Here is a 25,196-nt window from a genome sequence, read left to right on the forward strand (position 1 = left end):
CCTCCTTGAGTTTTAAGTTCCCACGTCCATGTGGTTGTTTACGAAAGCAATGAATAAGTCTATTTCACTGCTCATCGTTGTATATTTAATATCGGTCTGCTTGGAAACATATTTAGCGGGTTTTCAAGATTTTTTCTTGAAATACTCATTTATATTTTCCAGAAGATTGGTTTTTATTTCAGAAGCTTCGCTATTTTCCTGCTGGATGGACAGGTAGATTTCCTTCCTATGGATATCGACGTTTTTAGGAGCATTGATACCCAGTTTAATTTGTTCTCCCTCAACAGCCAAAATCGTAATTTCGATATCATCGCCAATCATGATCGCTTCGTTTAGCTTTCTGGTCAATACGAGCATCATTCCTCCCCCTGTTCTGCTGGAGGTTCAATCAATCTGTGCTTTGTACGGTATTCACTGCCGTTCATGATAAATTGCTTTCCCGTTTTTTTAGAGGCATTTATGATGATGGGAGCCTGAAGATTCGCCGTCGTTTCATTGAAAGGGTCTTGAATCGTCAATATGACGAAAGTAATGACTTCCAGTTCCGTTTCTATTTGTAAAGAAGATAATACCTCATCCGGAAGCTCCACTTCGTAATCACGAAACACTTCAAAAGGATTTGTCACAATGAAGGCAACCTCTTTTGTTTTTACAGATTGCAGGACGAAAAAGGGCGTGTCATCCAGAGTTAGCAAACAAAACTGTTTTTCTTCTAGAAATCCTGGTATCCCGCTATCAAATCGATAAATCTCTTCTTCCACTAATTCGATTTCGCCATGAAATTTTGTTTGTAGAATCATTATTGTTTCACTCACCTATCTCATCCGGAAATAAATTGATGAAATCTATATCCAGCGCATTTTTTTGTAGAATTTCCACATCTGCACTCCCTGGTGTGTATGTATGGTTCGGTCTATTGATTCGAGCATCAATGATCGGTTTTTGAGCGGTTGCTTCAATCTCCACCTGGGCCGGCTGATAGTCAAGCTTTACGCTGAAATGAGAGGGAATCCACCCAAGATTGAATTGCTTCTCCGGTCCTTTGCTGTTTTGCCTGGCCTGTTCAGCGAGTGCATTACCGCCTTTTTCAATATGCCTTAGCTCCGTCCCCTGCTGAGCACGTCTTGCCATACCAGCCAGCCAATCTTGATATCCCTACCGGGCAAATTCCTCCACTCGCTTGGAAAGGCTTTTTAAATCCATATCTTCCCTGGCTTGTGACTGGTCGATCGTCAGCTTGCCTGGGGCCGTTCGGATTTCCAGGATTGCCTGCGGCTGTTCGATAGATTGGTCCGCTGCCTTCTGTTCGATTTGCTGTACAGGCTGTTCTATATTCAATCCAATCTTCATTGAGGTGGATTGCAATCTAATTTGTGGAATCTGCATCATCAACACTCCTTAAGAGAAAAAAGCTATCCTTTTAAGAATAGCTTAGCGAAGAAAATCTAATAAACTCGGTTGCATGATTTTTGCACCGATACTTAATGCAGCACTATGGATACTTTCCTGGGTCGTCAAATCCATGATTGCTTTTTCGATATCGACATCCTCATTTTTCGAAAGGATTTCAGTAGCAAAGACCTCCTGCTGTTTGAGGCGGTCCGTCATCAGCTCAATCCGATTCTGCCTTGCGCCAACCTGTGCTTGCATGCCTAAGAAAGTATTTATGGTTGCGTCAAGTCCTGCCAGCGTGCCACTCACGTCACCACCGTTTTCAAGTGCGTCGATTGTTTGGTCAATGCTTCCCCCAGCGGCAAGCGCAACACCAAAAATCTTCGAACCGTCCGTATTGATTTTCAGGGAAATCCCGGAAAACACTTCAAGGTTTATGTCTCCTGTGCCATACACCGTATTCCCATTCCCATCTTTAACGGAAGACGGTCTCACATTTGTATCCTGGCCGTTGAAAATATATTTCCCGCCTATCTGTGTGTCGCCAAGAGTTATGAGATGTTCTTTTAATTGCTTTATTTCCTCAGCAACATTTTTCAGTTGTTCGCCTTCATACGTACCATTGCTGGCCTGAACCGTCAACTCACGTATCCGCTGCATGGCGGAAACAGCTTCAGAAATGGCATCATCCGTGCTGTCGATCCAATTTGTCGCCTCGGCAATGTTGCTCTGATACTGCCCTATTTGATTGAGGTTTGTCCGGTACCCCATTCCCATCATGGCAGCGACAGGGTTATCGGATGGTTTGGAGAATTTCTTTTGAGAGGAAACCTGCTCTTGAAGCTTGGCCATCTTCTCGTAACTGCTGCTTAAATTGCTTAACATATTATTGGTTAGCATCGATTGCGTTACCCGCATGTTCGTTCACTCCTATTATCGGCCTACAGTGCCCATTCCGTTTATGATTTTATCGAGCATTTCGTCCATCATCGTCATCATTCTTGCAGAAGCATTGTATGCTTGCTGGAATCTGATCATATCGGTCATCTCTTCATCCAAGGATACAGAACTGACAGAGTCTCTATTTTGGTTAACGGATGTAGCAAGCACGACAGAATTGGAAAGGTTTTTTTGGGCGCTTTGAGAATCCACACCCAGTTTTCCGATGATTCCGGAATAATATGTGTCGAAACTTCCCGTCAATTCCTTTGAATTTTGGTCTTTAGTCGAGTACTCACTAAACGCTTTCTTCTTCAGGTCAGCCAGGAGTTTGGCATTTTCATTATCCCCGGATGCCCCTCCGCTTTTAGCGCCTGCGGCAATTTTCGAGGGATCCTTTACGATTTCACTATTCACCTTGATGCTTTGGGCAGCGCTCTTACCTGGTTCTATTTCAAAGAAGTCCAATGTTGAAGCATCGCTATCACCTAGTGCATATCCTTGTTTGTGGATGGCATTAAACTCGTTCACAAAAGCCGTCGTCATATTATCCAGCTTTTTTAGCATATCAGGATACGCTCCCCCGATCGTACCATCATCCTTTTTATAACCAAAATTGTTGATCAAACCGGATAGTTCTCCCGAGAATTTGTAATCCGTCATTGTTTTTGAACCGAACTTCACTCCGTCTACCATACCTGTCGTTTTATCATAGCTAACTTCAACTTTCGAAGTTCCCACCATCCCAGTTTGGTTAACACTTACTAGATTGATAGGCGGCACATAAGACGAACCGTCTTCTTGCATCAATTCGATGTTGTATAGCCCTGCAGCTACATCGCTGGATCTTCCGTAATCCGTCGGAATGACGTTATTCACTTTTATGCTGACAAGCTGCGAAAGTTGGTCTACAAGTACATCACGTTTATCATAAAGGTCATTTGGAATATATCCATGCGGCTCCACTTTACTGATTTGTTGATTGAGTTGATCAATGCTGCTAATGAGCGTATTGATTTCGTTCGCTTTGACGTTTATCTGATTACCGATATCCGTTTGAACGCTCGTTAGCGATTTGTAGTAGTAGTTAAGGGTATCCGCGACCATGACGCCCGTTGAGGCAACGACTTCACGGGCCCCGGAGTTTTCCGTATTGGCCGTCAGCCCTTGCAGCGAATTCCAGAACTTCTCCATCGTGGCAGCTAATCCGCTGTCGGTTGGTTCATTCATGATCCCTTCCATTTTAGACAATGATTCGCTCATGGCCCCATAAAAACCGATTTTATTACTTTGTGTCCTGAATTGTGCGTCCAGGAAACTATCCCGGATCCGCTGAACCGTTTCTGCCGCCACCCCTGTCCCGATTTGGCCAGCTACGCGCGGGCTGTTCAATCCGACAGTTGGAAAGCCAGACGTCTGTACCAGGTTGACCCGCTGCCTTGAATATCCTAATGTATTGGCATTGGCCACATTATTCCCTGTCGTGTACAAGGCTCCTTGAGAGGTGGATAATCCGCGCTTTGCCGTCTCAAGACCCATAAAGGTTGAAATCATTTGGTCAAACCTCCATCTTTTTTCTGTTTCTTAAGCTTTTGAATCAAACATTGCCATGACGCTTTTTACCGGCTTTTTAACCGAATCCCCATAATTCAAGTTCTGATTCTGCGGCCTCAGCATATCCAAAGAGACATTGATGAATTGAAGGGATTGATAGATTAATTGCTGATTTAAACCGTTCCGCTCTTTCAGCTTAGTCACTTCATCAATCAATTCCGCTTTTAGCCGTTCAATGATTTCCGTTTCAACTGGTCCTGTCAGTTCCGTTACGGCGTGGATGGAGGCCTTCTTTCCCACGGTTCCATTTACTGCAAGGAATTCCTTGACTGCCCCCTCTCTCTCCATATCGGTTTGACTGATTGCTTTAATATGCTTTTGTTCCTGAATCAGCAGGGCAGTAATTGCCTCGGTATCACTTGCTTTCAAAATGGCCGTTTTTCTTATCGCTAATTGATTGAAGCTTTTATGAAGCTTGATCAATTTTCCAAGCGATTCGATGATGTTCCGTGCAGACATTTTGCTGCCTCCTCTGCTCATAAATGAAGGACGGAAACTGGTCCCGTCCACTTCATTCAAACTTTAGTTCATTTCCGGTAAAAATCGATGAGGCCTTTAGCCGTTGCCTGGGCATTCAATTTATAATTTCCGTTTTCAACTTGGATTTTCAGTTCGTCCACCTTTGCTTGTCTAGCAGCAGGAATCGGAGATGATTGCTGCATTTCTTTTGCCGCTGAAGAAATTTCAACTTTATCCGAGGCATTGACCTTAGACTCTTTGATATTCCCCGTTTTATTGGCTTGAAGATTATACGGGTTAACACCTGTCATACCGATGTTATTGATTTTCATATTCCAGATCCTCTCCTTCGGTCGATTTTTTTAATCCCATAACAATATGATTCTTCAGCAGACCATGAGAATGCTCTGGACTGTGTTATTCACCCTATTGTTATTATCGACAAAGATTCCTTTTATTGTTTCCTGTAATCTTTCCTTCGACAACCATTGTCGAATATTGTTCTCAATATCGGATATTTTAACAAATCATGCATGCTTTCGCCATGATATCTACCCTTTTTGATCATCCTTCATGTAGTACGTATTTTTTTTATCATTTCCTTGAATTTCAGTTGGGCGCCTTTCCTCACTTTCAAATGCCTGCAAATCCGTAACGAGGGAATCGCTGCACTTGCCGCATAACCTTCCGATCTTGATGTGAATGCCGCACTTTTCACAAGGAATTCCTAGATTGGGAAACTGCGAAATCCTTAGCTTTCCTGTTTTCACAAATTTAATAATTAAAGTTTCTTCAACGCCAGTTTCCTTAACCACTTGTATCATGGACGCCGTTCTATTTATTTTCTTGCGAATATAGGCATACACTTTATCATATTGGGCTTCTTCTTCTTTATAACAGGCATCGCATAGATCACGGTATTTCGTCATAACGAATAACGAATTACAGTTTGGACAGTTGAATATTCCCATTGAGTTTCCCTCCCTCACCATCACAACGATTATTCTTATTACTGTATATATCGAATAATACCAGCGATACTTTAGGACGTTTATTAAAATTAGCTGTTTCACCTTGCCAGGGTGATGGATGATACCTCTCTGGCCCCAGCCGTTTTTAATGCCTTGGCTGCATGCCTGAGCGTTGTGCCTGTAGTGTAAATGTCATCGATGATCAAAATTGATTTATGCTCCAGCAAATCCGTTTGTATGACCTGAAAAACCTGGGGTAATGACATTCTCTCTTGACGTGACTTTTTTGACTGTTTTTCCGTATGGATCCTTGTTAAGATCTCGGCAGTGTGAAGTCCAAGAAGTACTGCCAAAGCTTGTCCCTGGTTGAATCCCCGCTCCCTAAGCCGTTCATCACTAAGCGGGATGGCCGTTACCAGGTCAAACTCCATGTCCTTTAACCTGTCTTTCAAAAAAGGGACGAATACCTCAGCTAATGCATAATCCCCTCGGTATTTATATTTAGCAATAATATCTTTTAAGTCTTCATTATAATGAAATAGCGATATGTTCTTCGACAAATAGCCGGACCATTCCCTATTCCTTTCCCATCTTGAACAATCCAGACAGATGTCACCAGTACTGTAATTCCTACCCAGCTCCCTTGAGCACATTGTACATGTTTCCCCGGTTATCCTATTAAGTTTCCCCTCACACTTTTCGCAAATTACCTTTGCCTCAGCCCTCACCAATAGGCTCCTCCATGTCAATGCTTCCTTCATTCCTTCATCACAAACTAGGCATCTCTTCATCCAGCAGCCCCCTTTTCATTGCATCTTTATTCATCATTTGTATATGGTGAACCGTCTCAACCATCGCTTTACTTTTACCGTAATGAAAAAAACTGATCGTCCCGGCAGGGTTAGCAAAGCTCCTCCCTACCCGGCCGGCAATCTGGACGAGGGCACTATCTGAAAACACTTTATGTTCAGCACCAATCACGGCTACTTCCAACCGTTCAATTGTCACGCCGCGTTCCAGGATGGTCGTGGTCAATAATCCAGGAACCATTCCATTCCTTAATGCCATTACTCTTTCTTTTCGGTCAGGGTGCCGTGAGTGGACAATCGATAATTTAGGGGACAGCATTTGAAACAGCGGAAGTGCCTGCTCCATCACTTGAATGCTTGGGAAAAACAATAGGAAGGGGATATTCTGCTCAAGTCGTTCACATACCCATCCTTTGATTGCGGGAGGAATCTTTTTTTGATGAAATTGTTTTTGCCAGTTGCCGCTCCATTTCATTTCAGGGACAGGGATTGGCTGACGATGATAGCGGGCTGGGATTATAACGGCTTTCAATTTGCCGCTTCGATATAGTCGCTGCATTCGTTTCGAAGGTGTGGCGGTCAAGTAGATGGTTGCGGCAGAAAACTTTTTTGATTTATTAACTGCATAATGCAGCGAATCATCAATTGAGTAGGGAAACGCATCGACTTCATCAACAATGATGACATCGAAGGCTTCAATAAAACGGAATAGCTGATGGGTCGTAGAAACAGTTAGTGGCGAAAACGCATGTCGATCTGTACTGCCGGCGTAGAGCGCCGTGACTTCAATGGCAGGAAAGGCTTTTTTTAACCTTGGTGAGAGTTCGAGAACGACATCGGTCCGCGGTGTTGCCAAACAAATTCGTTTCCCAGCAAGCAAGGCTGCCTCAATCGCTGCAAATAGGACCTCCGTCTTACCGGCACCACATACAGCCCATACAAGGAATTCACCTTTTCCGTTTACCGCCTCGACGACACAGTCAGAAGCATATTGTTGACCTGCAGATAAAGTGCCTTCCCAACTCAGCACATTGTCAGGTATCTCAAACTGAAAACCCGGACCGGTCCACCTATATAACTTTGTACATTCACTGACTCTTCCCATCATGATGCATGAGCGGCAGTAAGTACAATCCTGATTGCAAATCTTGCATGGGAACGTATAAAACAAAGCTTGATCCTTGTTACCGCAGCGCACACAGTTAAACAGGCCATTACTGGACTGCACTCCGTAAGTTTCCGAGACATACCCATTCTTGAGATGCCCTGCGATGAGTTCCTGCGAGAAGGGGATTTCGAAGGCCAAAAGGTGCCTTCCCGTGAGATGGTGCTGAAGTTCCGGAGAAAAAAAGGGGGGAATGACCATATTTTCCAAACTGTAACCTTCTTTCTTAATAAACTATACTCCTCCATATCATTCGCTTTTTACTCTCAGATCCCTTTTTGCTCATAAAAAAACGCCTTCCTCTTTTTCGAAGGAAAGACGTCCCAGCTTATATTTTATACCAGCCCATCCCCATCGAGCCTTCGCCCAGATGCGTTCCGATTACTGGACCGAAGTAGCTGATATCGAACTCGACATTAGGGAATCGTGCTTCGAGTTCGGTTTTCCAGTCTTTAGCTTCACTTTCTCGCTTTGCATGAATAATGACAGCTTTATACTTCTCTCCACTCGCAGCGTCTTCTCCAAGTAAATCGGCAATTCGTTTCATCGCTTTTTTTCTAGTACGGATTTTTTCAAATGGGACGATGATTTTATCAACAAAATGGAGGACCGGCTTTACTTGAAGCAGACTGCCAATCAATGCTTTGGCACTGCTTAAGCGTCCACCGCGCTGTAGGTGGGATAGGTCATCTGCCATGAAGTATGCCCTGACCGATGGTTTCATTTCTTCGAGCCTGGCCATGATCTCTCCTGCAGCACTACCATCAAGTGCCATCTTAGCCGCCTCGATCACGTAAAACCCCTGGACCATGCAGCTGACTTCCGAATCAAAGGCATGTACCCTAACCCCCTCGACCATTTCACCTGCCGATACCGCTCCTTGATACGTACCACTGATACCACTCGACAAATGAATCGAAATAACATCATCATATTCTCTTTGCAGCTCCTCGAACTTTTCGACAAACTGCCCGATTGGGGGCTGAGAAGTGGTCGGCAATTTCTCCTGCCTCTTTACTTCCTCATAAAATTCATCCGCAGCAATGTCCACTTCTTCCCGGTAAGCTTCATTGGAAAAAATGACATTAAGCGGCATCATATGTATATGTAAACGTTCACGAATTTCCTTAGGTATATATGCAGTGCTGTCTGTTACGACTGCGGTTTTCATAAATAATACCATCCTTATAAAAATTTACTCTGTATCTCATTCACCATTCTATCTGAAATTGCCTTTATTTGCATTAAATAGCTTTCTTCATTACCGGAAATATGTAAAATTAGTCAAATCGAGCCATCAAAAAAAGCCCGGACCTTCAGCACGCATTGCGGAAACTGAAGAGCCGGACTTATCGAATACTTTAATTACTTCACTTCTACCCAGCCATTTTTAATGGCAAGGACAACCGCTTGTGTACGGTCATTCACATTCATCTTTTGAAGAATGTTACTCACATGGTTCTTGACTGTCTTTTCACTGATATATAGGGTTTCACCGATGGCACGGTTGCTTTTTCCGTCAGCTAGAAGTTGAAGTACTTCACATTCGCGTCGAGTCAATAGGTGCAGCGGCCTCCTGATTTCTATTGCATGTACGGAATCACGATCAGCACCCTCTTCGGCTGCCAAGCGGCGATATTCTTTAACTAAATTATGGGTAACCTTCGGATGAAGGTATGAGCCGCCTTCAGCGACTACACGAACAGCATCAATCAACGCATCTGCGTCCATTTCCTTCAACAGGTAACCTTGTGCTCCCGTTTTCAATGCGTGCTGTACGTAGTTTTCATCATCATGAATGGAAAGGATGATTACTTTTGTTTCAGGGTAACGGTTCACGAGCATTTTTGTTGCTTCGACCCCATTCATATTCGGCATGTTGATATCCATGATAACAACATCCGGTTTATGTGTTTCAACGAGATCCATAGCTTCGCTTCCGTCATCGCCCTCGGCAACAACATCAAAGGATGATTCAAAATCTAATATACGCTTTACGCCTTCGCGGAAAAGCTGATGGTCATCGATAATGATGATACTAGTCTTCAACGGCTTCTTCCTCCTAGTTTCTATTCTAAAATTTATAAATGATAGGGAATCTGTATAAACACCAAAGTGCCCGCCCCTGGTTGTGAATCGATCGTCATTTCACCTTCGAGCAGCTCGACTCTCTCCCTCATGCCTACCAAGCCAAATGAACCTTCCTTTTGGATCGAAGAGTCAAACCCTTTTCCATCATCCTTGACGACGACGGTCACCATCTCTTTGGAAATGGACAGTTTAACTTGAACCTGTTTTGGCTCCGCATGCTTCAATGAATTTTGTACAGCCTCCTGAACCAGCCTGAATAAAGCGACCTCCATATCGGAAGGAAGCCTTTTGACCTGCCCGAGGTTGACGAAATTCAAATGCACGCCAGTATTATAGTCTTCGGTCGTTTGCAGGTACTTTCTGAGGGTAGGTACAAGGCCTAGATCATCAAGTGCCATAGGGCGAAGATCATAGATGATTCTGCGCACTTCATATAAAGCATTCCTTACCATGACCTTTAAACTGCGAATTTCAACCAGCGCTTCATCAGGACCTCTCTCGCGTTGCACTCGCTCTATCAGATCAGAACGCATCATGACGTTCGCCAGCATTTGAGCCGGACCATCATGAATTTCACGTGAGAGCTTTTTACGTTCCTGCTCCTGGGCTTCGATTATTTTCAAGCCGAAGTCCTGTTTGCGTTTCGCTTCTTGGAGGGCTTCCCCTACAAATTTAAGATCCTGCATCAAATAATTCTGTACAACCGATATTTGAGAGACGAGATGCACCGCTTTATCGATCGTCTGCTGTAAACCTCTTAACCTTAATTCAAGTTCATCCCGGCGATTACGGAGCTCTTTCTCCAATTGCCTGTTTATTTGCAAATCGACTTGCAGCTTATGTGCCCTTTCATAAGCATCGCGTACCTGTTCTTCAGAAAAATGGTTGAAGTGCATACTGACTTCGGAAAGCCTTTTTCGAGCAAACCTGGCCTTTGAGTCCAGTGCATCGCTGTCGGTTATCACAATGGCGACCCTAATTTTCACATCGTCGAGCTCTTTTGTTAATGATTCAAAGTCGTTTCGGCATTGTTCGCCGATATCAAAGACTTCATCCTTACTTTCACTAACAGTGCTCACCATTGTTTCTAAGATCTTGTCCAATGCTTTAGCATCAACCTTTTTTATGGACATTAAGATCCCCTCCACTTAAATCAAAAGACTTAAACAATTTCTTGTCTTAAAGACTATGTATATGGAAAAAAGTTCTTTTTCCTTTTTCATGAATGGCTAATTTTCAGGAAACTTTTGTATAAAGTAACCTTCATGAACATATTGTACCAAAAAAATAATAATAATACGTTATTTTCCTTATTTGATTTTCACAAAATGTGCAATAACTTTCCATCTCATATTATCGGCTATTAGGGATCATGTAATAGTCACCCATCAAAGGCAGAAAGCCATTTCTATTATCCCAATACAAATTATCCTTTTCTATCAAATGGGATATTCCGCTCCATTGATTATCATATGAAACAGATGCATTTAGTAAATGGCAAAATCCTTGAAATGAGAGGACACGTTAAGGACAAGGCAAGATAATGGCACAGAACTCATGTTTTTCCTACATTGTTATTCTTTTAAGCATATATGATCAGCTAATAATAATAGCAGGCAATAGAATTAATTATAACACGTACAGCTTTTTCTTATATTAAAGTTTCTTTACACATACGGCATGAAATAGAATCGTCATTGCCACTTTTTCCGCAAAGCCTTATAATGAATCAACTAATAGGAAGTACGAAGGTGGAATAATATGCTCACTCAATATTTAACGGTGACAGGACGCGGCGAACATGAAATCGTCATTGAAAAATCCCGTTTTATTTCCCACATCGCTAGGGTCGAAACCGAAGAAGCCGCACAGGCCTTTATCCAGGAAATCAAGAAAAAGCATAAAGATGCAACACATAATTGTTCAGCCTATATGATAGGAGAACAAAATCAAATCCAAAAAGCCCTTGACGATGGAGAACCTAGCGGTACAGCAGGCGTCCCTATCCTTGAAGTTCTAAAGAAAAAAGAACTGAAAGACACCGCCGTTGTCGTCACACGGTATTTTGGTGGCATCAAACTTGGTGCAGGAGGTCTCATTCGCGCTTACAGTAAAGCGACTTCAGAAGGAATAAATGCCACTGGTGTAGTCATTAGAAACTTAATGCGGGTCATTTCGACAACCGTCGACTATACTTGGCTTGGAAAATTAGAAAATGAACTGCGATCTTCTATTTATCAAATAAAGGAAATCAAGTACCTTGAACAGGTCGATATCCAAGTATATGTTGAAGAAAAACAAAAAGAGGCATATACCGCCTGGATGACAGAGCTGACAAATGGTCAAGGCCAAATCACAGAAGGCGAAATGCTTTATTTGGAACAGGAATTCACTTGATTTTCTCCTGCATATTTTTCCTTTTTTTTGCTGTAATATAATTGAAAAGAAATATATATTTTACGAAGTTATTAAATCATTGTAAAATTAAGATTAATATATGACGAAATATATTGGATTCGAAAAATAGCGATTTATGTCTGATGTTCGCTATTTAAAAGGAGAAGAAAAAGATGTCTACTACTAGGCGTGTCTATAAAGTAAAAAAAACAAAGAAAAAAAGGCGGAAGAGGCTCTGGTTATTGCTTGTTCCCCTACTGGTACTTGGTCTAGGGGCCACTACGTATGCTGCAACTATATATTTGAAAGCCCAGGATGTTTTCAAGAATTCCTATGACCCGGTTGAAGCTTCAGCCAAGCGGAGTGAAACGGTAGATCCCCTCAAAGATAATTTCTCGATTCTTTTCATAGGGATCGATGATAGTGATAAACGTGACTATAAAGGACACTCACGCTCGGATGCTTTAATCTTGGCTACATTCAATAAAGATCAGAAATCCATAAAACTTTTAAGCATCCCCCGTGATTCTTATGTGTACGTTCCAGCCAAAGGCGTAACCACGAAAATCAACGCGGCCCATGCTGCAGGTGGACCAAAAGCAACGATGGACACAGTTGAGGAGTTACTCGATATCCCTGTCGATTATTATGTCCGCATGAACTTCAATGCTTTCATCGATGTCGTGGATTCATTGGATGGAATCAAAGTCGACGTACCTTATGAAATAAATGAACTGGATTCACATGACAAGAAGAATGGCATCCATCTTGAAAAAGGATTACAGACCGTTGATGGTGAAGAAGCATTAGCCTTTGCAAGGACACGTAAAAAGGACAGTGATATCCAACGTGGTGAGCGTCAACAGGAAGTCCTTAAAGCCATCGTCGCCAAAGCAACTTCTGCTGGGTCCATAACGAAATATACAGACGTAATGGAAGCTGTCGGTGACAATATGACGACGAACCTACAATTCTCACAAATTAAGGGTTTCATAAAATATGTGACTACCGATAAGGGACTTAATCTTGAAACCATCAAACTTGAAGGTCAGGATTCTTACATTAACGGAACCTATTATTATCAACTAAACGATACATCAGTAGCGAACGCTAAGCAGATACTTCGATCCCACTTGAACCTGGGACCAAAAGAAGGCAATCAAACTGAGGCCGTTCAATCACAAATAAAAGAATAAAGTGAAAACCCCACTCTTCATGTAGTGGGGTTTTCCTTGTTTCATGAATCATCCGGCTCACTTCTGAAATTCCTACTCCACTTCCAAGTCAGGGATAACCGATAGAAGGGTTCTTTTATTTTATCAATGCCAAAAAAGCCTCCAACCGTTTATAGTAACGTTTGGAGGCTTTTCATCTATTCAAATCTATTAATCTATTTGCAAAGCATTATGGCTTGTTTTTAAAGTTGAGCATCTTCAGCAATGGTTGATAGTTTGAATTGACCAAACCGATTTTCTCCACAAAAATCTCTATGATCAGCAGGAGTCCGGTTACAAGGATCAAAGCTCCCCACATCGTTGCAAATGAAAAGATTATCGCCGCTAAGCCGAAGCAAGCAGCTAAAGCGTAAATGAGCAAGACAGTCTGCTTATGAGTGAATCCCAAGTTTATCAAACAGTGATGCAAATGGGATTTATCAGCAGCCGAAATCGGCTGTTTATTGACGACCCTGCGGATAATCGCGAAAAATGTATCCGAAATGGGAACACCCAAGATGATGATCGGTACGATCAAGGAAATCATCGTAACGTTTTTAAACCCTAGCAGGGACAGGACAGCAATGATGTAACCTAAGAATAAGGCGCCTGTATCTCCCATGAAAATCTTTGCCGGATGAAAGTTATATTTCAAAAAGCCAAGAGTGCTTCCAATCACAATCAATGCGACCATGGCAACGAATAGGTCCCCTTTGATAAGGGCCATTGTTGCAATTGTCACTAATGCAATTGTCGAGACACCGCCTGCAAGACCATCCAGTCCATCTATTAGGTTGATTGCATTAATGATGCTGACAATCCACAAAATGGTGATCGGTATACTTAAAACACCAAATTCAAGTGTATCGGTAATGAACGGCAAATTGATGAATTCCACTTGAAGACCGCCCCATAATACGATAATGAGGGCAGCCAAAATCTGGCCAAGGAATTTGGGTGCAGCTCTTAATTCATATATATCATCAGCCATTCCAATTAATATGATGACAAGAGCACCTACTAGAAGAGGCAATTGCTCCCACAAGTCATTCGTAAAAATTAAGAATGTAATGGAAAAACTCAAAAATATAGCTAAACCGCCCATGCGCGGCATAATTTTACTATGCACTTTTCGCTCACTCGGTTTATCGGTAGCTCCTAATTTAAAGGCCAACTTTCCGACAAAAGGAGTCAAAAAAATGGATAATAAAAAGGCTACCAACAAGGCCCCTATTAACATCAAGAACCACCTCAATTCAACTAAAAATCTAATACCCGTAACGATCTATAAGAAAACCTATATATAAATGCTTATTTTAATTTTTCATCCTCAAATAAACATTATATACGTTTTTGGCTAAAATCTCTATAGAAAAGTTGTTTTTTGCAAATTTTTGTAAATCCGACCCTATCTTTGTCAGGTCCCCGGATTTTTTTAATTCTAAAGCATTGCAGATCGCCAAGTTCAGTTGATCGACATTTCCTATATCTGTAATCCAGCCCTTTCCCCCATCCGGAATCAATTCCTTTACACCGCCAACATCACTAGTGATAGCGGGAAGACCGGACCTTGCTCCTTCAAGTAAAACCAGTGGAAAGCTTTCGCTTAAGGAAGTCAATAATGTGACGTCCCCCATCGGGTAGATTCTTTCTAAATCTTCACGATACCCCAAAAAGGACACGTGATCGGATAATCCCTTTTCCGAGACCATCTCTTCCAGAGCAGTTCTCCTGCTCCCGTCCCCTACAAGCAACAGCTTTACATGGGGGAATTTCGATACCACTTCACTTAATGCCGCTAAGGCAAATTCATGACCTTTCACCGGTTCAAGCCTTGCAGGCATGATGATGATGAAATCATCTGCCCCAAACCCAAAATCATCTCTTTGAAAGGGGAAAGGCAATTCCTTTTCAAAGTCGATTCCATTTAGGATCTTTGTTATTTTGGACGAATCGATTCCTTGGTCAATCAAGCCTTGCTTAAAGCGATCGGAAACTGCCAGTATATGATCTGCATATTTAAATGACCTTACATGAAGTCCCGTAAACAATTTTCCTTTTACACCCTGGCCTAAAAAGTCATGATGAGGTGAACTGTGAACAGTAAGGAGCCAAGGGCGTTTAATGAAGCGCTTTAAAAAGGCACCATATATATTCGCCCGCGGTCCATGGGTATGGATGATATCTATATTATTAAGACGGATAAAGTCCCGTAAAGGTTTCAAAATTGAAAGGTCAAATTTGGAATGTTGCTTGAAAAGTTCGGCCTGTATCCCGGAAGACATGGCCCGCCGGTAAAGTTCACCATCTTCAAATACACCAAGCAAGCACTCCTCTTTATTCAATTGGTTCAGTAAGGACATAATATGAAACATACCGCCGCCAGTTTCATTGCCAGCGTTTAAGTGCAAGATTCTCATCCATTCCACTCCTTATGTTCAGGAACGCTGTACCGTTTTCCTTAACCGTCTAACCTTGAATACGAATCTTGGCAAAGCAAGCATCCGTTTCCACCGTGAAGGTTGCTGGATCAGTCGGTACAACCATTCAAGACGCATCTTCTGCCAGAAAACCGGGGCGCGGTTCACCTTTCCTGCAAGTACATCAAAGCTTCCCCCAACTCCCATGAAGATTCCTTTTTTAAATAACGGATAATGCCTGGAAACCCATTTTTCCTGTCTAGGAAACCCTAATGCAGTCAAAATGATGTCAGGTTCAAGTTCCGCTATGGACTTGGCCAGGCTATCGTCCTTAATATCGATATAACCATGGTTGTATCCCACCAACTCGAGGCCAGGGTATAGCTCTTTTGCTTTAAGGGCCGCTGTTTCAATAACCTGTTCCTCCGCTCCGAGCAGATATACCTTCAGCGCTTTTTCATCAGCCACCCGAAATAATTCATTCATCAAGTCGAATCCTGTAATCCGCTCTTGTAAAGGTTGATTTAGCCATTTAGAGGCCATAATAATACCAATGCCATCCGGAGTGATGTAATCAGCCGATATAATGATGTCCTTATAATCCTGATGTTCATTTGCATACTCAACTATTTCTGGATTTGCCGTAACGACAAACGTTTTTTCCTGATTCATTAATCTTGGATAGATCATTTCATTCATGAATTCATCCATATTGCTATCGATGAATGGTATGGATAGTATCTCAACAAACTTTTCTGTCATTTCACTTCAGCCTTTCATATGTACTATACATCTAAAGGGTGGGGTATTATTCAAGAAATTTTTTCATACACATCAAAGAACGTGATTTTCGATTCAAAGGTGGTTAATCAATTGAAATTTATAGAAAAACAATCGTTATTCATTCTAATCATGTGCCTGCTCGTCCCATTAGCAGTGCCTCACCCTATCACCGGTTACATGGCAACGGTGTTAATGCTCGTTTTTATCGGTATAAATAAAAAAAACCTGTTATTAATTCTATTCATTTACTTCCCTGCCCGTCCCTTATTGATGGAACTGAATAGCGGCTTAACCTATACAGGTGATCTGATCATCCTCACCTTATTCATTTCTTTGCTTATGGAAAATTTCAAGAAATACGAATGGCATATTTCTAAATATCATTTTACTGTGCCATTTTGGTTGTTTTGTTTAGTGGGTGCAGTAGCTGGACTCCTAAACGGAGTGGGTATCTTCCCCATCCTATTCGAACTCCGGGCATTGCTTGTTACATTCTTACTTCTATACATTATCGGTGAATTAAATCTAGAAAGAAAGGATATCTTTCGCTTTTTGAAGGTAATCCTAATATTTACAATTTTTCTTTGCCTGCATGGCATATTGGAGAAAATCTTTTCACGTACGATCTTGCTGCCCCATGAATGGGAAATGTGGAATCTTTCTCCAACTAACCGGATGAGGATTTATGGAGCACCTGCCAACCCTAATGTATTTGCCTTATTCTTAAGCATTCAGTTATTCCTTAGTTTCTTTCTATTTCAGTCGCTGAAAAAATATAAACCCTTTGTCTTTCTAGCGTCCATCTTACTTTCTGGTACGTTACTGCTCACCTATTCACGGGGTACGATGATTGCATTCGGCTTCGCGGCGCTCGTGTTTATAATCTGGACTAGAAATAAATCATTTCTCAAATATGCTGTAGGCGCATTCGGTCTCGGCCTGCTTCTGATTTATTACCCTGTTCTATTCGCTTCAAGTAAAGTGGAGGTATCCGCATCGGTTCCCATGGAAAATATGGCAATTGGCAGCACTCCCACTTCCGAACACGAACATGCCCTTTCCAATCGATTTTCTGAAATGTTCTCTAATACGACTCTTCACCAAAGTACAGAATGGGGCCGATTATATGTCCTAATTAAGGGACTTGAAATTTTCAAAGATCATCCCATAATTGGCACAGGGCTAGCAACCTTCGGAGATTCTGCCACCCTTTCCTTTTCCTCACCAATCTATCAGGATTACAAAATTGGTGAAAGGATGTATACCGATAATCAATATATCCAAATTCTTGTTCAAACTGGGGTGCTGGGTTTTCTCGCGGTACTTGCATTCATTCTTTTTACCTACCGTAAAATCATTAAATCGAGAAATGGCACTTTAACGGTATTTACTATCTGCCTGATGTTAGCAGCATTGCTAGCAGGACTTTTTTACAATATTCTAGAAGATAAAACGTTTACACTATTTTTTTATAGTTGTTTAGGTTTCTGTTTACAAAAGGATATCATTTAAAGGATTGAAAATATGCCTACTCTTTCACATGTAATTAAATCGGTCGGGCTAGTCACTATTATTGCAGCCATTGGAAAAGTCCTCGGATTCGGGCGGGAATCGATCATTGCCGCCTATTTCGGTGCATCGTCAATGGCAGATGTTTTTTTCGTGGCAAGCCTCATACCAACCATTTTATTTACGGCCCTCGGCAGCGGTCTTCAGGCAGGCGTCATTCCCATTTACTTGGAAAAGAAGGCGAATAACCCTTTGAAAGCTGATGAATTCATCAGTGTTTTAGGTTCCTTCTTTATGTTGATAGCCGGATTAATGACCATTGCCTGCATGATTTTCACAAAGCCGCTCGTCATAATGGTAGCCCCCGGTTTCTCTGATTCGGAACTTGCTCTGACGGAGTCCCTGACCCGAATCATGCTGCCAAGTTTACTATTTTTCACACTTTCATACATGGCGACGGGAGTCCTGAATGCGAATAAGCGTTTTATTCTTCCAGCACTCACTTCGACTGCACAAAACACGGTCATTATAGCAGCCACCGTTTTGTTCGCTGCTCCCTTTGGGGTTGAAGGGCTGGCTTGGGGATTTGTGTTCGGTGCGGCCAGTCAGTTCCTGATTCAATACCCATCATTAAAGAGATTCGGAATCCGGCCCATCGTCTCTTTCCTGCCTCATAAAAGGCAGATCGTTCAAACACTGTACACCTTTTACCCGATTATCATCGCCGCTTTGGCGATCCAATTGAATAGTGTCGTCGATCGGATCATTGCCACCTCGCTCGAAACCGGAAGCGTATCAGCTCTGAACTATGCGAATCGGCTGCTGTGGCTGCCATTAAGCATTGTCCTCACGCCGTTGATTACCGTATTGTATCCTACAATCGTCGAGCGAGCACTTATAGGCTATCAATCTTTCCTTAATTTGACCTTAAAAGGTCTGAAGTCACTTTTATTTTTAGCCATTCCTTTCATGATCGTCATGTTAATCAGCGGAAACAGCTTAATCACTCTGGCTTTCCAACGCGGGGCTTTCGATGCTTCAGCCACCGAAACGACCTATAATGCATTTACCTTTTATTCAGCTTCCCTCCCATTCTTTGCATTAAGGGATTATTTGATGAACGCCTTCTATGCCTTAAAGAAAACAAAAGTGGCCATGTATTCCTGCCTGTTCGCCGTATTGCTTAATGTCCTGCTCAGCTGGGTCCTATCACGTTATCTTGGTGTCGGCGGAATTGCCTTAGCCACAGGGATATCCATGCTCCTGCAATCTCTCTACCTATTCGGCTTCCTGTGGTTAAAGACAGAAAGAACGGACAAGGCCGTTTTCAGGGATGTTTTTCAGGAAAGCGGCAAGCTGATCATCATCGGAACCATCATATTCGGACTTGCGCTCTGGGTCCATCCGCTTACCGAAACGTTCCCCATCATTATGGAATTAGTGATCATATCGCTTTTGGTATTCGGATTATATTTCGCATTAGCCATGCTTTTTAAAGTAAGCAGCCTGCAAGCAATGAAAAGGATAAGATCAAAGTAATAAATTAGAAGAAGGAGTGCCATTATGAACATATTAATCACGACGATTTTCAACTACCCTCATGAAGGAGGGCTATCAAGTCATATCACTACGTTAAAAAAGGGGTTAATGTCACGGGGCCATAATGTGGACATATTATCTTTCTCTCAATTGCCCCCTTTCAAGAGGAAGATACTCGCCCAAGCTCCCGGTTTTTTATTGAATAAAGTAAAACAAGGGAGCGGTCAGCTTTTCAATGACAAACAGCGCCAAAAATTATTGGCTTCATCTATTAAAAGCTTGAAAAAGAACTATGATGTCATTAATGCCCAAGACATTTTCGCAACGCTTGCTTCCATTGAATCCGGGATTCCAACGGTACAAACCGTCCATGGGTATTATTCATTCGAAGCAGTCAGCAGGGGCGCCCTCCTTCCGGACAGTGAAGAAGATTTAATCATTCGGGAGCTTGAAAGAAAAGCCTATCAGTCTGCTGCAAAAGTTGTGACGGTCGATCAAAGGATAAAAGACTATATAAATCATTTGGCACATATAGAGGCGGAAACGATCAAGAACTTCATTGACGTGTCAGCTTTCAAACCGGAAACGGAAAAGCGGAAGCAAACCCGTCAGGATTTTCAAATCCCCCTACATAAAAAGATGCTTTTCGTCCCTAGAAGAATGACGGAAAAGAACGGTGTCATCTACCCGCTCCTTGCTCTTCCGGAGGTGCTGGAAAACCATCCTGAAACGGTATTGGTCTATGCGGGTACAGGAGAACAGCGAACCCGGCTTGAGGAAACGGCAGCACGGCTCAAATTATCCGATTCCGTACTTTTCTTAGGTTCAGTGCCTTTCGAGAAAATGCATAGCCTCTATGAAGCATCGGATATCGTACTCATCCCAAGTGTTCATTCCCACGGGGTGGAAGAGGCGACTTCCATATCTGCATTAGAAGCGATGAGTTGCCGCTCACCCGTCATTGCAAGTGCAATCGGAGGTTTAAAGGAGATTCTCATTGATGGTGAAGATGGTCTGTTAGTTGAGGAAAAAAATATAGAAGCACTTGCACAAGCTATCTCTATTCTGCTTAATGACACTAAATATGCAACAATGTTAGCTACGAAAGCAAGAAATAAAATGGAAAGCGAATACTCCCACCTTACAGCTGCCGAGCGGTTTGAGAAAACTTATGATGAAGTGCTTAACTAAAAAAAGCAGACCCGATGACCGGGTCTGCTTTTCACTATCATACCAGTGTTGAACTACGTCTTTTCATTTGTTCTTCACGGTACTTTTTCTGTTCTTTTTTAGACATGGCGTTATATTCTTTTAAGAATGCTTCATATTGCGGCATTACTTCGTTCATGGCACCGTATGCTTTTAACTCTCCATACTCAAGCCATAAAGCCTTTTGGCAAAACTTCTTCATCTGACCGATTGAATGGCTGACAAAGAACATCGTTTTGCCTTTTTCCTTAAATTCGTTCATTTTCTCCAAACACTTTTCAGCAAAGTTTTTATCCCCGACCGATAAGGCTTCATCAATAATCAGGATATCTGGATCAATATGCACGGAAATGGAAAAACCAAGCCTAGACTTCATACCGCTTGAGTAGGATTTCACCGGTTGGTCAATGAACTTGCCAAGCTCTGAAAACTCAATGATCTCAGGCTCAAGTTCTTTGATTTTATTTTTATCGAATCCGAGCATAAGCATTTTCAGCTCAATGTTTTCTCTGCCCGTCAACTGATTATTCAGGCCCGATGAAACGGCAATCAAAGCCGTTTTCCCGTTAGTTTGGACATTTCCATCCGTAGGCGGGATAATACCTGCAATAATATTGGACAATGTGGATTTCCCGGATCCGTTGACCCCGACAAATCCTATTACATCGCCCTTTTCCGCTTCAAAACTTACATTTCTCAGAGCAAAGTACTCTTCCCCATAGCTTTTAGGTAAAAGGAGATCCAATAATTTTTCCGAGTTTTTATTATATAATTTATACTTTTTCGTTATATCTTTGACAATTACCGATTTTTCCAACTTTTCTCACTTCCAGTTTACTTAAAGTCAACAAAGCGATCTCTAAACCTAACATGCAGCGAGGAACCTATCAAAAAGAAGATGATTACGACTGCCCAGAAATATAGCGTATATTCCCAATTCACTATTAGGTACCATGATTCCCCCAATAACGAAGCTCGATACCCATCCACAATATAATATAGAGGATTCAGCTTCATGATATTAACGATTACTGGATGATCTTTAGCATCTAATACCCAAAGGATTGGTGTTAAATAAAACAAGACTTTCATTAATGACACGATCATATTGTGAAAATCACGAATAATGGTTGATAAGGTTGACGAGATTAAGCCAAATGAAAATAACAGCGCAACCGTCGCGACAACATAATATGGCAGTTGTATGATGTAAACTGTAGGGAGGTATCCAGTAAAACCTAATAGTATGATAATGACCCCCAGCAGCACAAGATGCTGATACAACTTAGCAAAAATGACATACGAAGGAATGACACTCATCGGAAAGCTCATCTTGGATACCATATTCAGTCGGGAAAAGACGGATTTGGACGTTTGGGTTATAGCAGGATTCACAAAAAACCAGACAACGATCCCTGCCATCAGCCATGGAAGGAAATGTTCACCGCGATTTAAGATTATAAATCCGAATACAAACCAATAAATCGCAATCTGTATCATCGGATTGATGATTTCCCATAGGATTCCCAGATAGTTATTACTGTTGGCACTTTTCACCTCATAAACAGATAAACGCCTTACCAAATAAAAATTATTGATTTGTTCTTTTAAAACGGTCAAAGCTGAACTCATATATTACACAGACCTTCCTAAAAACACTTTTTCTACGACACGGCGTGAAGCCTGGCCATCCTCGAGAGCACAAAACCGTTCGTGAAAGTGATTGAACTCATTGTTATTTTCAAATTTGATCGCACTGATACTATCAATGACCGCATCAGATGTTTTTACTAACATACCTGGCGCATTCTTTTCAAAATCAAAGTAAAACCCGCGAAGCTTGTCCCTGTAATTTTCAATATCATATACATAGAAAAGCATCGGCCGCTTTAAATTTGCGTAATCAAAGAATACGGATGAATAGTCGGTTATTAATAAATCCGAAATAAGATACAAATGACTAATATCTTCGTAATTGGATAAATTGTAGGCGAATCCTTGATAAGCTGTTAAATCCAAGTTCTCAGAAACCAAATAATGAAGACGGAGCAAAATGACATACTCCTCCCCCAGCTCCTGTTTCATTCGATTCAAATCCAGTTTTATTTCAAATTTATATTTTCCCTTGCTATAAAACTCATCATCCCTCCAAGTAGGGGCGTATAAAATGATCCTTTTCTCTATTGGTATACCCAACTTCTGTTTCAATGAGTCGATTGTATCACGATTATTCCCATTGTAAAGTATATCATTGCGCGGATAACCAGTTTCGAGAATTTTAGAAGTATCGACATTGAAGGCACGGGCAAAAATTTCACTTGAATAAGCATTCGGTGAAATTAAATAATCCCACTTACTTGATTCGGCATGGAAATTTTCTTTATATTTATCCGTCGTTGTTCCAGGCATGTGTACTTCATTCATATCTGCAGCAAGTTTCTTTAATGGCGTCCCATGCCACGTTTGCAAATAGATTGTGTGCTTCGGCTTCGGAATCCAAAGCGGGAGCCTGCTGTTCGTTACCCAATAACGGGCCCTGGTCATTTTAAGCAGCCAATTGAATGAAAAACGATTGAGATACGGAATGCCTGCCTCTTTGAAATGAGCACTATATCTTTTATCTACGCTCCAATACATTTTATATTCAGGATGGTGACTCTGCAAGTATTCATAAATCGCTCGTGGATTACAGCTATACTGCTTTCCTAAAAAACTCTCAAATATTACAAGCTTATGATCCACTGGAAATACTTGCCCTACCATTGCAAAAGCCATTTTATATCCTCTTAAAATAATTGCTTTAGCCCCATTTTTTAATAGCGATAGAAAGGAAGGTCTCTTTGAGGTTTGTATTGTTTCATTTGACATATCTGATCTCCCTTTTTATTAATTAGTAATAATTGAATAATGATTATAATTAATCGTGGAGCACTGTCTTTCTTTGTGTTATCAGCCTATTAACACAATCCCCATAACCTACTACATACAATCATCATCAAACTTCTTCTCAAATATATCAAATTAAAAATAAGCTCGCCCAATAAAAGGGAGAGCTTATTTTTGGTGTACCTCTAACAGCTACTCCAAAGACTTTATAGCTAGTCCCAAATTATTTGCCACTGTTGTATAAAACTCCACATTTTTGTTATTATACGCCATCTTATTTTTCAGGATTCTTTTAATATTCACCAATTGATAATCATTGTATCGAATGAACACTGTAAATAATGACTTTTCCATTCGGTCAATTTCATCTAATGAAACAGTAAAATGACCTCTATTACCTTCTATTCGAACTTCACAGTTGATTTCATTGTCCATTCTTTTTCTATCACGTATTAATACAGACTCTATGTTGTTTATATCATCACCATAAATCTCAAAACTCTGGTGGTAGACATTATCGATAACATAAGAATCTATTGCACGAGCAAGCATCGGTATCCTTACGAAGCGATAATCACCTTCCAGAAATGGAAGTTCATAATAAGGCAAACAATCTTTAATAAGATATTTTTTATTAGCATCTCGCTTTAACCATTCAAATAACCTTACGAAATCATCAATACGATCCGCCATGAATAATTCAATGGCAAATTTATAGATAGGGACTTTAAATTCATTCTTAAAGTCATATGACAGGTTTTTCGTTGTTTCGACAGCATCCCTTAATACTTCTATAAAATCTTCTTTTTTCTTGGATTTCACAAAAATTTGACTGTCGAACGTTTTTACAATATCGTACTCATAAATCCGGTTAAGGGCCACTCTTTTCAGTTCAATGGCTATATCCTTGGATTGAATATACCTTATTATTTCGACATCCGCTTTTCTTTTATCTAACACATTCGTAACACGTGTTAAAGAATTTGGATTTTCTGAAGTTCTGTTGACATAATAAATAGGTTTTTTAGTAGTTGAAACTGCTCTGACTTTAAAGAAAACATCTGTAAAAAACCATTTATCTTCACCGAATTTCATATTTGGAAAACCAATTTCATTTTCTTTAACCATAGACAAATTCATCATTCTGGCCGTTGGACCCATATGATAAAAAAAGTGCGGAACATCCAATGGGGTAATGCTTCTTCTTTCTTTAATAGAAGCAAACTCACCAATAACAGTCTCTGACTCAGATTCGACTTTTACCGTTTTGCCCACTACATAATCATCACCTGTTTCCTCCAAGATGTTATAGAGGCTTTCCAGTCCATCAGGAGCAAGCCAGTCATCAGCGTCTAAAAAAGTTATATATTTAGATGTTCCCAGTTCTATTCCTATGTTTCTGGGGGTCCCAGGAGACCCATTATTTTCCTGAAGGGAAACTAAACATATATTTTTATATTTAGCTGCATACTCCTGAATAATTTTAACGGTATCATCAGTCGAACAATCATCTATAATGATATATTCAATCTGATCTATACCTATGGATTGATTTATTACTGATTCAATCGTTTTTCTAATGAATTTTTCAGCATTAAAAGCAGCAGTAACTACAGTGACTTTTTTAACTTTTCCTAAAAATTTATTTCTTAAGCTTGAAGGATTATTTTTTATTTGAATATTGCTGCTCTTTAAAAGTTCCCTCGCTTTTTGACGCACCAAAAAATTCATACGGTTCCTCTCCTTTATGTGTAGAGGCACATGCTTCGATTAGGCAGCCAGTTTACCAGTTACTTAAA

General features: G+C 41.1%; 23 protein-coding genes and 2 pseudogenes. 5 read left to right on the forward strand and 20 right to left on the reverse strand.

The annotated features are described in order from the left end of the window. Nucleotides 1-123: 123 nt before the first annotated feature. From csrA to ACFX4X_RS01005, 13 genes and pseudogenes are all read right to left on the reverse strand, one after another. Entirely contained in the window at nucleotides 124-357 is a 234-nt protein-coding gene (gene csrA / locus ACFX4X_RS00945) for a carbon storage regulator CsrA (RefSeq protein ID WP_284471979.1), read from the reverse strand. Then, nucleotides 357-800, reverse strand: coding sequence for a flagellar assembly protein FliW (gene fliW, locus ACFX4X_RS00950; RefSeq protein ID WP_284471978.1), 444 nt, complete (start codon nucleotides 798-800; stop codon nucleotides 357-359). Before fliW ends, csrA begins: the two co-directional genes overlap by 1 nt. Nucleotides 801-807: 7 nt before the next feature. Further along, nucleotides 808-1,389, reverse strand: a pseudogene (locus tag ACFX4X_RS00955) (DUF6470 family protein). Nucleotides 1,390-1,431: 42 nt separating this feature from the next. Next, nucleotides 1,432-2,310, reverse strand: coding sequence for a flagellar hook-associated protein FlgL (gene flgL / locus ACFX4X_RS00960; RefSeq protein ID WP_377380893.1), 879 nt, complete (start codon nucleotides 2,308-2,310; stop codon nucleotides 1,432-1,434). Nucleotides 2,311-2,325: 15 nt separating this feature from the next. Then, on the reverse strand, nucleotides 2,326-3,885 hold the full coding sequence (gene flgK / locus ACFX4X_RS00965) for a flagellar hook-associated protein FlgK (protein WP_377380896.1): 1,560 nt from the start codon (nucleotides 3,883-3,885) through the stop codon (nucleotides 2,326-2,328). Between the two features lie 30 nt (nucleotides 3,886-3,915). After that, nucleotides 3,916-4,404, reverse strand: coding sequence for a flagellar protein FlgN (locus ACFX4X_RS00970; protein ID WP_377380899.1), 489 nt, complete (start codon nucleotides 4,402-4,404; stop codon nucleotides 3,916-3,918). A 68-nt stretch (nucleotides 4,405-4,472) separates the two neighbouring features. Then, on the reverse strand, nucleotides 4,473-4,736 hold the full coding sequence (gene flgM, locus ACFX4X_RS00975; RefSeq protein WP_061465602.1) for a flagellar biosynthesis anti-sigma factor FlgM: 264 nt from the start codon (nucleotides 4,734-4,736) through the stop codon (nucleotides 4,473-4,475). Nucleotides 4,737-4,955: 219 nt separating this feature from the next. After that, nucleotides 4,956-5,375: a TIGR03826 family flagellar region protein gene (locus tag ACFX4X_RS00980; protein WP_377380903.1), complete on the reverse strand. Its 420-nt coding sequence runs from the start codon at nucleotides 5,373-5,375 to the stop codon at nucleotides 4,956-4,958. A 98-nt stretch (nucleotides 5,376-5,473) separates the two neighbouring features. Then, a complete protein-coding gene (locus tag ACFX4X_RS00985) occupies nucleotides 5,474-6,166 on the reverse strand; it encodes a ComFC family protein (RefSeq protein ID WP_284469247.1) in 693 nt (230 codons plus the stop codon). Beyond that, nucleotides 6,144-7,550, reverse strand: coding sequence for an ATP-dependent helicase ComFA (locus ACFX4X_RS00990; RefSeq protein ID WP_377381066.1), 1,407 nt, complete (start codon nucleotides 7,548-7,550; stop codon nucleotides 6,144-6,146). Before ACFX4X_RS00990 ends, ACFX4X_RS00985 begins: the two co-directional genes overlap by 23 nt. A 127-nt stretch (nucleotides 7,551-7,677) precedes the next feature. Continuing rightward, nucleotides 7,678-8,520: a DegV family protein gene (locus ACFX4X_RS00995; protein ID WP_284469245.1), complete on the reverse strand. Its 843-nt coding sequence runs from the start codon at nucleotides 8,518-8,520 to the stop codon at nucleotides 7,678-7,680. A gap of 194 nt (nucleotides 8,521-8,714) precedes the next feature. Continuing rightward, nucleotides 8,715-9,398 (reverse strand): response regulator, encoded by a 684-nt coding sequence (locus ACFX4X_RS01000; protein WP_061465606.1) that lies wholly within the window; start codon nucleotides 9,396-9,398, stop codon nucleotides 8,715-8,717. 32 nt (nucleotides 9,399-9,430) lie between these two features. Next, nucleotides 9,431-10,573: a sensor histidine kinase gene (locus ACFX4X_RS01005; protein ID WP_061465607.1), complete on the reverse strand. Its 1,143-nt coding sequence runs from the start codon at nucleotides 10,571-10,573 to the stop codon at nucleotides 9,431-9,433. A 628-nt stretch (nucleotides 10,574-11,201) separates the two neighbouring features. On the opposite strand from ACFX4X_RS01005, the gene ACFX4X_RS01010 reads away from it, so the two are divergent. Beyond that, nucleotides 11,202-11,837 (forward strand): YigZ family protein, encoded by a 636-nt coding sequence (locus ACFX4X_RS01010; protein ID WP_377380908.1) that lies wholly within the window; start codon nucleotides 11,202-11,204, stop codon nucleotides 11,835-11,837. Nucleotides 11,838-12,010: 173 nt separating this feature from the next. Next, nucleotides 12,011-13,033, forward strand: coding sequence for an LCP family protein (locus tag ACFX4X_RS01015; protein ID WP_377380911.1), 1,023 nt, complete (start codon nucleotides 12,011-12,013; stop codon nucleotides 13,031-13,033). Nucleotides 13,034-13,241: 208 nt separating this feature from the next. Here ACFX4X_RS01015 and ACFX4X_RS01020 read toward each other — a convergent pair whose 3' ends face one another. From ACFX4X_RS01020 to ACFX4X_RS01030, 3 genes are all read right to left on the reverse strand, one after another. Further along, nucleotides 13,242-14,291, reverse strand: coding sequence for a glycosyltransferase family 4 protein (locus ACFX4X_RS01020; protein WP_089361979.1), 1,050 nt, complete (start codon nucleotides 14,289-14,291; stop codon nucleotides 13,242-13,244). Between the two features lie 76 nt (nucleotides 14,292-14,367). After that, entirely contained in the window at nucleotides 14,368-15,471 is a 1,104-nt protein-coding gene (locus ACFX4X_RS01025; protein ID WP_377380914.1) for a glycosyltransferase family 4 protein, read from the reverse strand. A gap of 18 nt (nucleotides 15,472-15,489) precedes the next feature. Then, on the reverse strand, nucleotides 15,490-16,233 hold the full coding sequence (locus ACFX4X_RS01030; protein WP_284469240.1) for a WecB/TagA/CpsF family glycosyltransferase: 744 nt from the start codon (nucleotides 16,231-16,233) through the stop codon (nucleotides 15,490-15,492). A 111-nt stretch (nucleotides 16,234-16,344) separates the two neighbouring features. Between ACFX4X_RS01030 and ACFX4X_RS01035 the strand changes: the two genes are divergently transcribed. From ACFX4X_RS01035 to ACFX4X_RS01045, 3 genes are read left to right on the forward strand one after another with little or no spacing between them, the layout of a single operon-like run. Beyond that, complete coding sequence (locus ACFX4X_RS01035; protein ID WP_377380918.1) at nucleotides 16,345-17,766, forward strand: O-antigen ligase family protein; 1,422 nt, start codon at nucleotides 16,345-16,347, stop codon at nucleotides 17,764-17,766. Nucleotides 17,767-17,778: 12 nt separating this feature from the next. Continuing rightward, nucleotides 17,779-19,302 (forward strand): murein biosynthesis integral membrane protein MurJ, encoded by a 1,524-nt coding sequence (gene murJ, locus ACFX4X_RS01040; RefSeq protein ID WP_284469238.1) that lies wholly within the window; start codon nucleotides 17,779-17,781, stop codon nucleotides 19,300-19,302. 24 nt (nucleotides 19,303-19,326) lie between these two features. Further along, entirely contained in the window at nucleotides 19,327-20,493 is a 1,167-nt protein-coding gene (locus ACFX4X_RS01045) for a glycosyltransferase family 4 protein (protein ID WP_377380921.1), read from the forward strand. Nucleotides 20,494-20,530: 37 nt separating this feature from the next. Here the strand turns inward: ACFX4X_RS01045 and tagH are convergent, their stop codons facing one another. From tagH to ACFX4X_RS01065, 4 genes and pseudogenes are all read right to left on the reverse strand, one after another. Then, complete coding sequence (tagH, locus tag ACFX4X_RS01050) at nucleotides 20,531-21,328, reverse strand: teichoic acids export ABC transporter ATP-binding subunit TagH (protein ID WP_061465616.1); 798 nt, start codon at nucleotides 21,326-21,328, stop codon at nucleotides 20,531-20,533. Between the two features lie 17 nt (nucleotides 21,329-21,345). Next, nucleotides 21,346-22,143, reverse strand: coding sequence for an ABC transporter permease (locus ACFX4X_RS01055; RefSeq protein ID WP_377380924.1), 798 nt, complete (start codon nucleotides 22,141-22,143; stop codon nucleotides 21,346-21,348). 3 nt (nucleotides 22,144-22,146) lie between these two features. Beyond that, nucleotides 22,147-23,352 (reverse strand): annotated as a pseudogene (locus tag ACFX4X_RS01060) (CDP-glycerol glycerophosphotransferase family protein); the annotation flags it as partial. 237 nt (nucleotides 23,353-23,589) lie between these two features. Continuing rightward, on the reverse strand, nucleotides 23,590-25,128 hold the full coding sequence (locus ACFX4X_RS01065) for a glycosyltransferase family 2 protein (protein WP_377380927.1): 1,539 nt from the start codon (nucleotides 25,126-25,128) through the stop codon (nucleotides 23,590-23,592). Nucleotides 25,129-25,196: the final 68 nt, after the last annotated feature.

The organism is Peribacillus sp. YIM B13481 (genome assembly GCF_042787985.1).
Taxonomy (GTDB): domain Bacteria; phylum Bacillota; class Bacilli; order Bacillales; family DSM-1321; genus Peribacillus; species Peribacillus simplex_A.

Bases quoted from the DNA above. Each gene is read 5' to 3' on its own strand.
- ACFX4X_RS00970 (WP_377380899.1), bottom strand. From the start codon at position 4,404: ATGTCTGCACGGAACATCATCGAATCGCTTGGAAAATTGATCAAGCTT.
- murJ (WP_284469238.1), top strand. From the start codon at position 17,779: ATGCCTACTCTTTCACATGTAATTAAATCGGTCGGGCTAGTCACTATT.
- ACFX4X_RS01015 (WP_377380911.1), top strand. From the start codon at position 12,011: ATGTCTACTACTAGGCGTGTCTATAAAGTAAAAAAAACAAAGAAAAAA.
- ACFX4X_RS01065 (WP_377380927.1), bottom strand. From the start codon at position 25,128: ATGAATTTTTTGGTGCGTCAAAAAGCGAGGGAACTTTTAAAGAGCAGC.
- ACFX4X_RS00985 (WP_284469247.1), bottom strand. From the start codon at position 6,166: ATGAAGAGATGCCTAGTTTGTGATGAAGGAATGAAGGAAGCATTGACA.
- ACFX4X_RS01005 (WP_061465607.1), bottom strand. From the start codon at position 10,573: ATGTCCATAAAAAAGGTTGATGCTAAAGCATTGGACAAGATCTTAGAA.
- ACFX4X_RS00980 (WP_377380903.1), bottom strand. From the start codon at position 5,375: ATGGGAATATTCAACTGTCCAAACTGTAATTCGTTATTCGTTATGACG.
- ACFX4X_RS01025 (WP_377380914.1), bottom strand. From the start codon at position 15,471: ATGAGAATCTTGCACTTAAACGCTGGCAATGAAACTGGCGGCGGTATG.
- ACFX4X_RS01045 (WP_377380921.1), top strand. From the start codon at position 19,327: ATGAACATATTAATCACGACGATTTTCAACTACCCTCATGAAGGAGGG.
- ACFX4X_RS01020 (WP_089361979.1), bottom strand. From the start codon at position 14,291: ATGTTAATAGGGGCCTTGTTGGTAGCCTTTTTATTATCCATTTTTTTG.
- ACFX4X_RS01010 (WP_377380908.1), top strand. From the start codon at position 11,202: ATGCTCACTCAATATTTAACGGTGACAGGACGCGGCGAACATGAAATC.
- csrA (WP_284471979.1), bottom strand. From the start codon at position 357: ATGCTCGTATTGACCAGAAAGCTAAACGAAGCGATCATGATTGGCGAT.
- ACFX4X_RS00990 (WP_377381066.1), bottom strand. From the start codon at position 7,550: ATGGTCATTCCCCCCTTTTTTTCTCCGGAACTTCAGCACCATCTCACG.
- flgM (WP_061465602.1), bottom strand. From the start codon at position 4,736: ATGAAAATCAATAACATCGGTATGACAGGTGTTAACCCGTATAATCTT.
- flgL (WP_377380893.1), bottom strand. From the start codon at position 2,310: ATGCGGGTAACGCAATCGATGCTAACCAATAATATGTTAAGCAATTTA.
- ACFX4X_RS00995 (WP_284469245.1), bottom strand. From the start codon at position 8,520: ATGAAAACCGCAGTCGTAACAGACAGCACTGCATATATACCTAAGGAA.
- flgK (WP_377380896.1), bottom strand. From the start codon at position 3,885: ATGATTTCAACCTTTATGGGTCTTGAGACGGCAAAGCGCGGATTATCC.
- ACFX4X_RS01030 (WP_284469240.1), bottom strand. From the start codon at position 16,233: ATGACAGAAAAGTTTGTTGAGATACTATCCATACCATTCATCGATAGC.
- fliW (WP_284471978.1), bottom strand. From the start codon at position 800: ATGATTCTACAAACAAAATTTCATGGCGAAATCGAATTAGTGGAAGAA.
- ACFX4X_RS01055 (WP_377380924.1), bottom strand. From the start codon at position 22,143: ATGAGTTCAGCTTTGACCGTTTTAAAAGAACAAATCAATAATTTTTAT.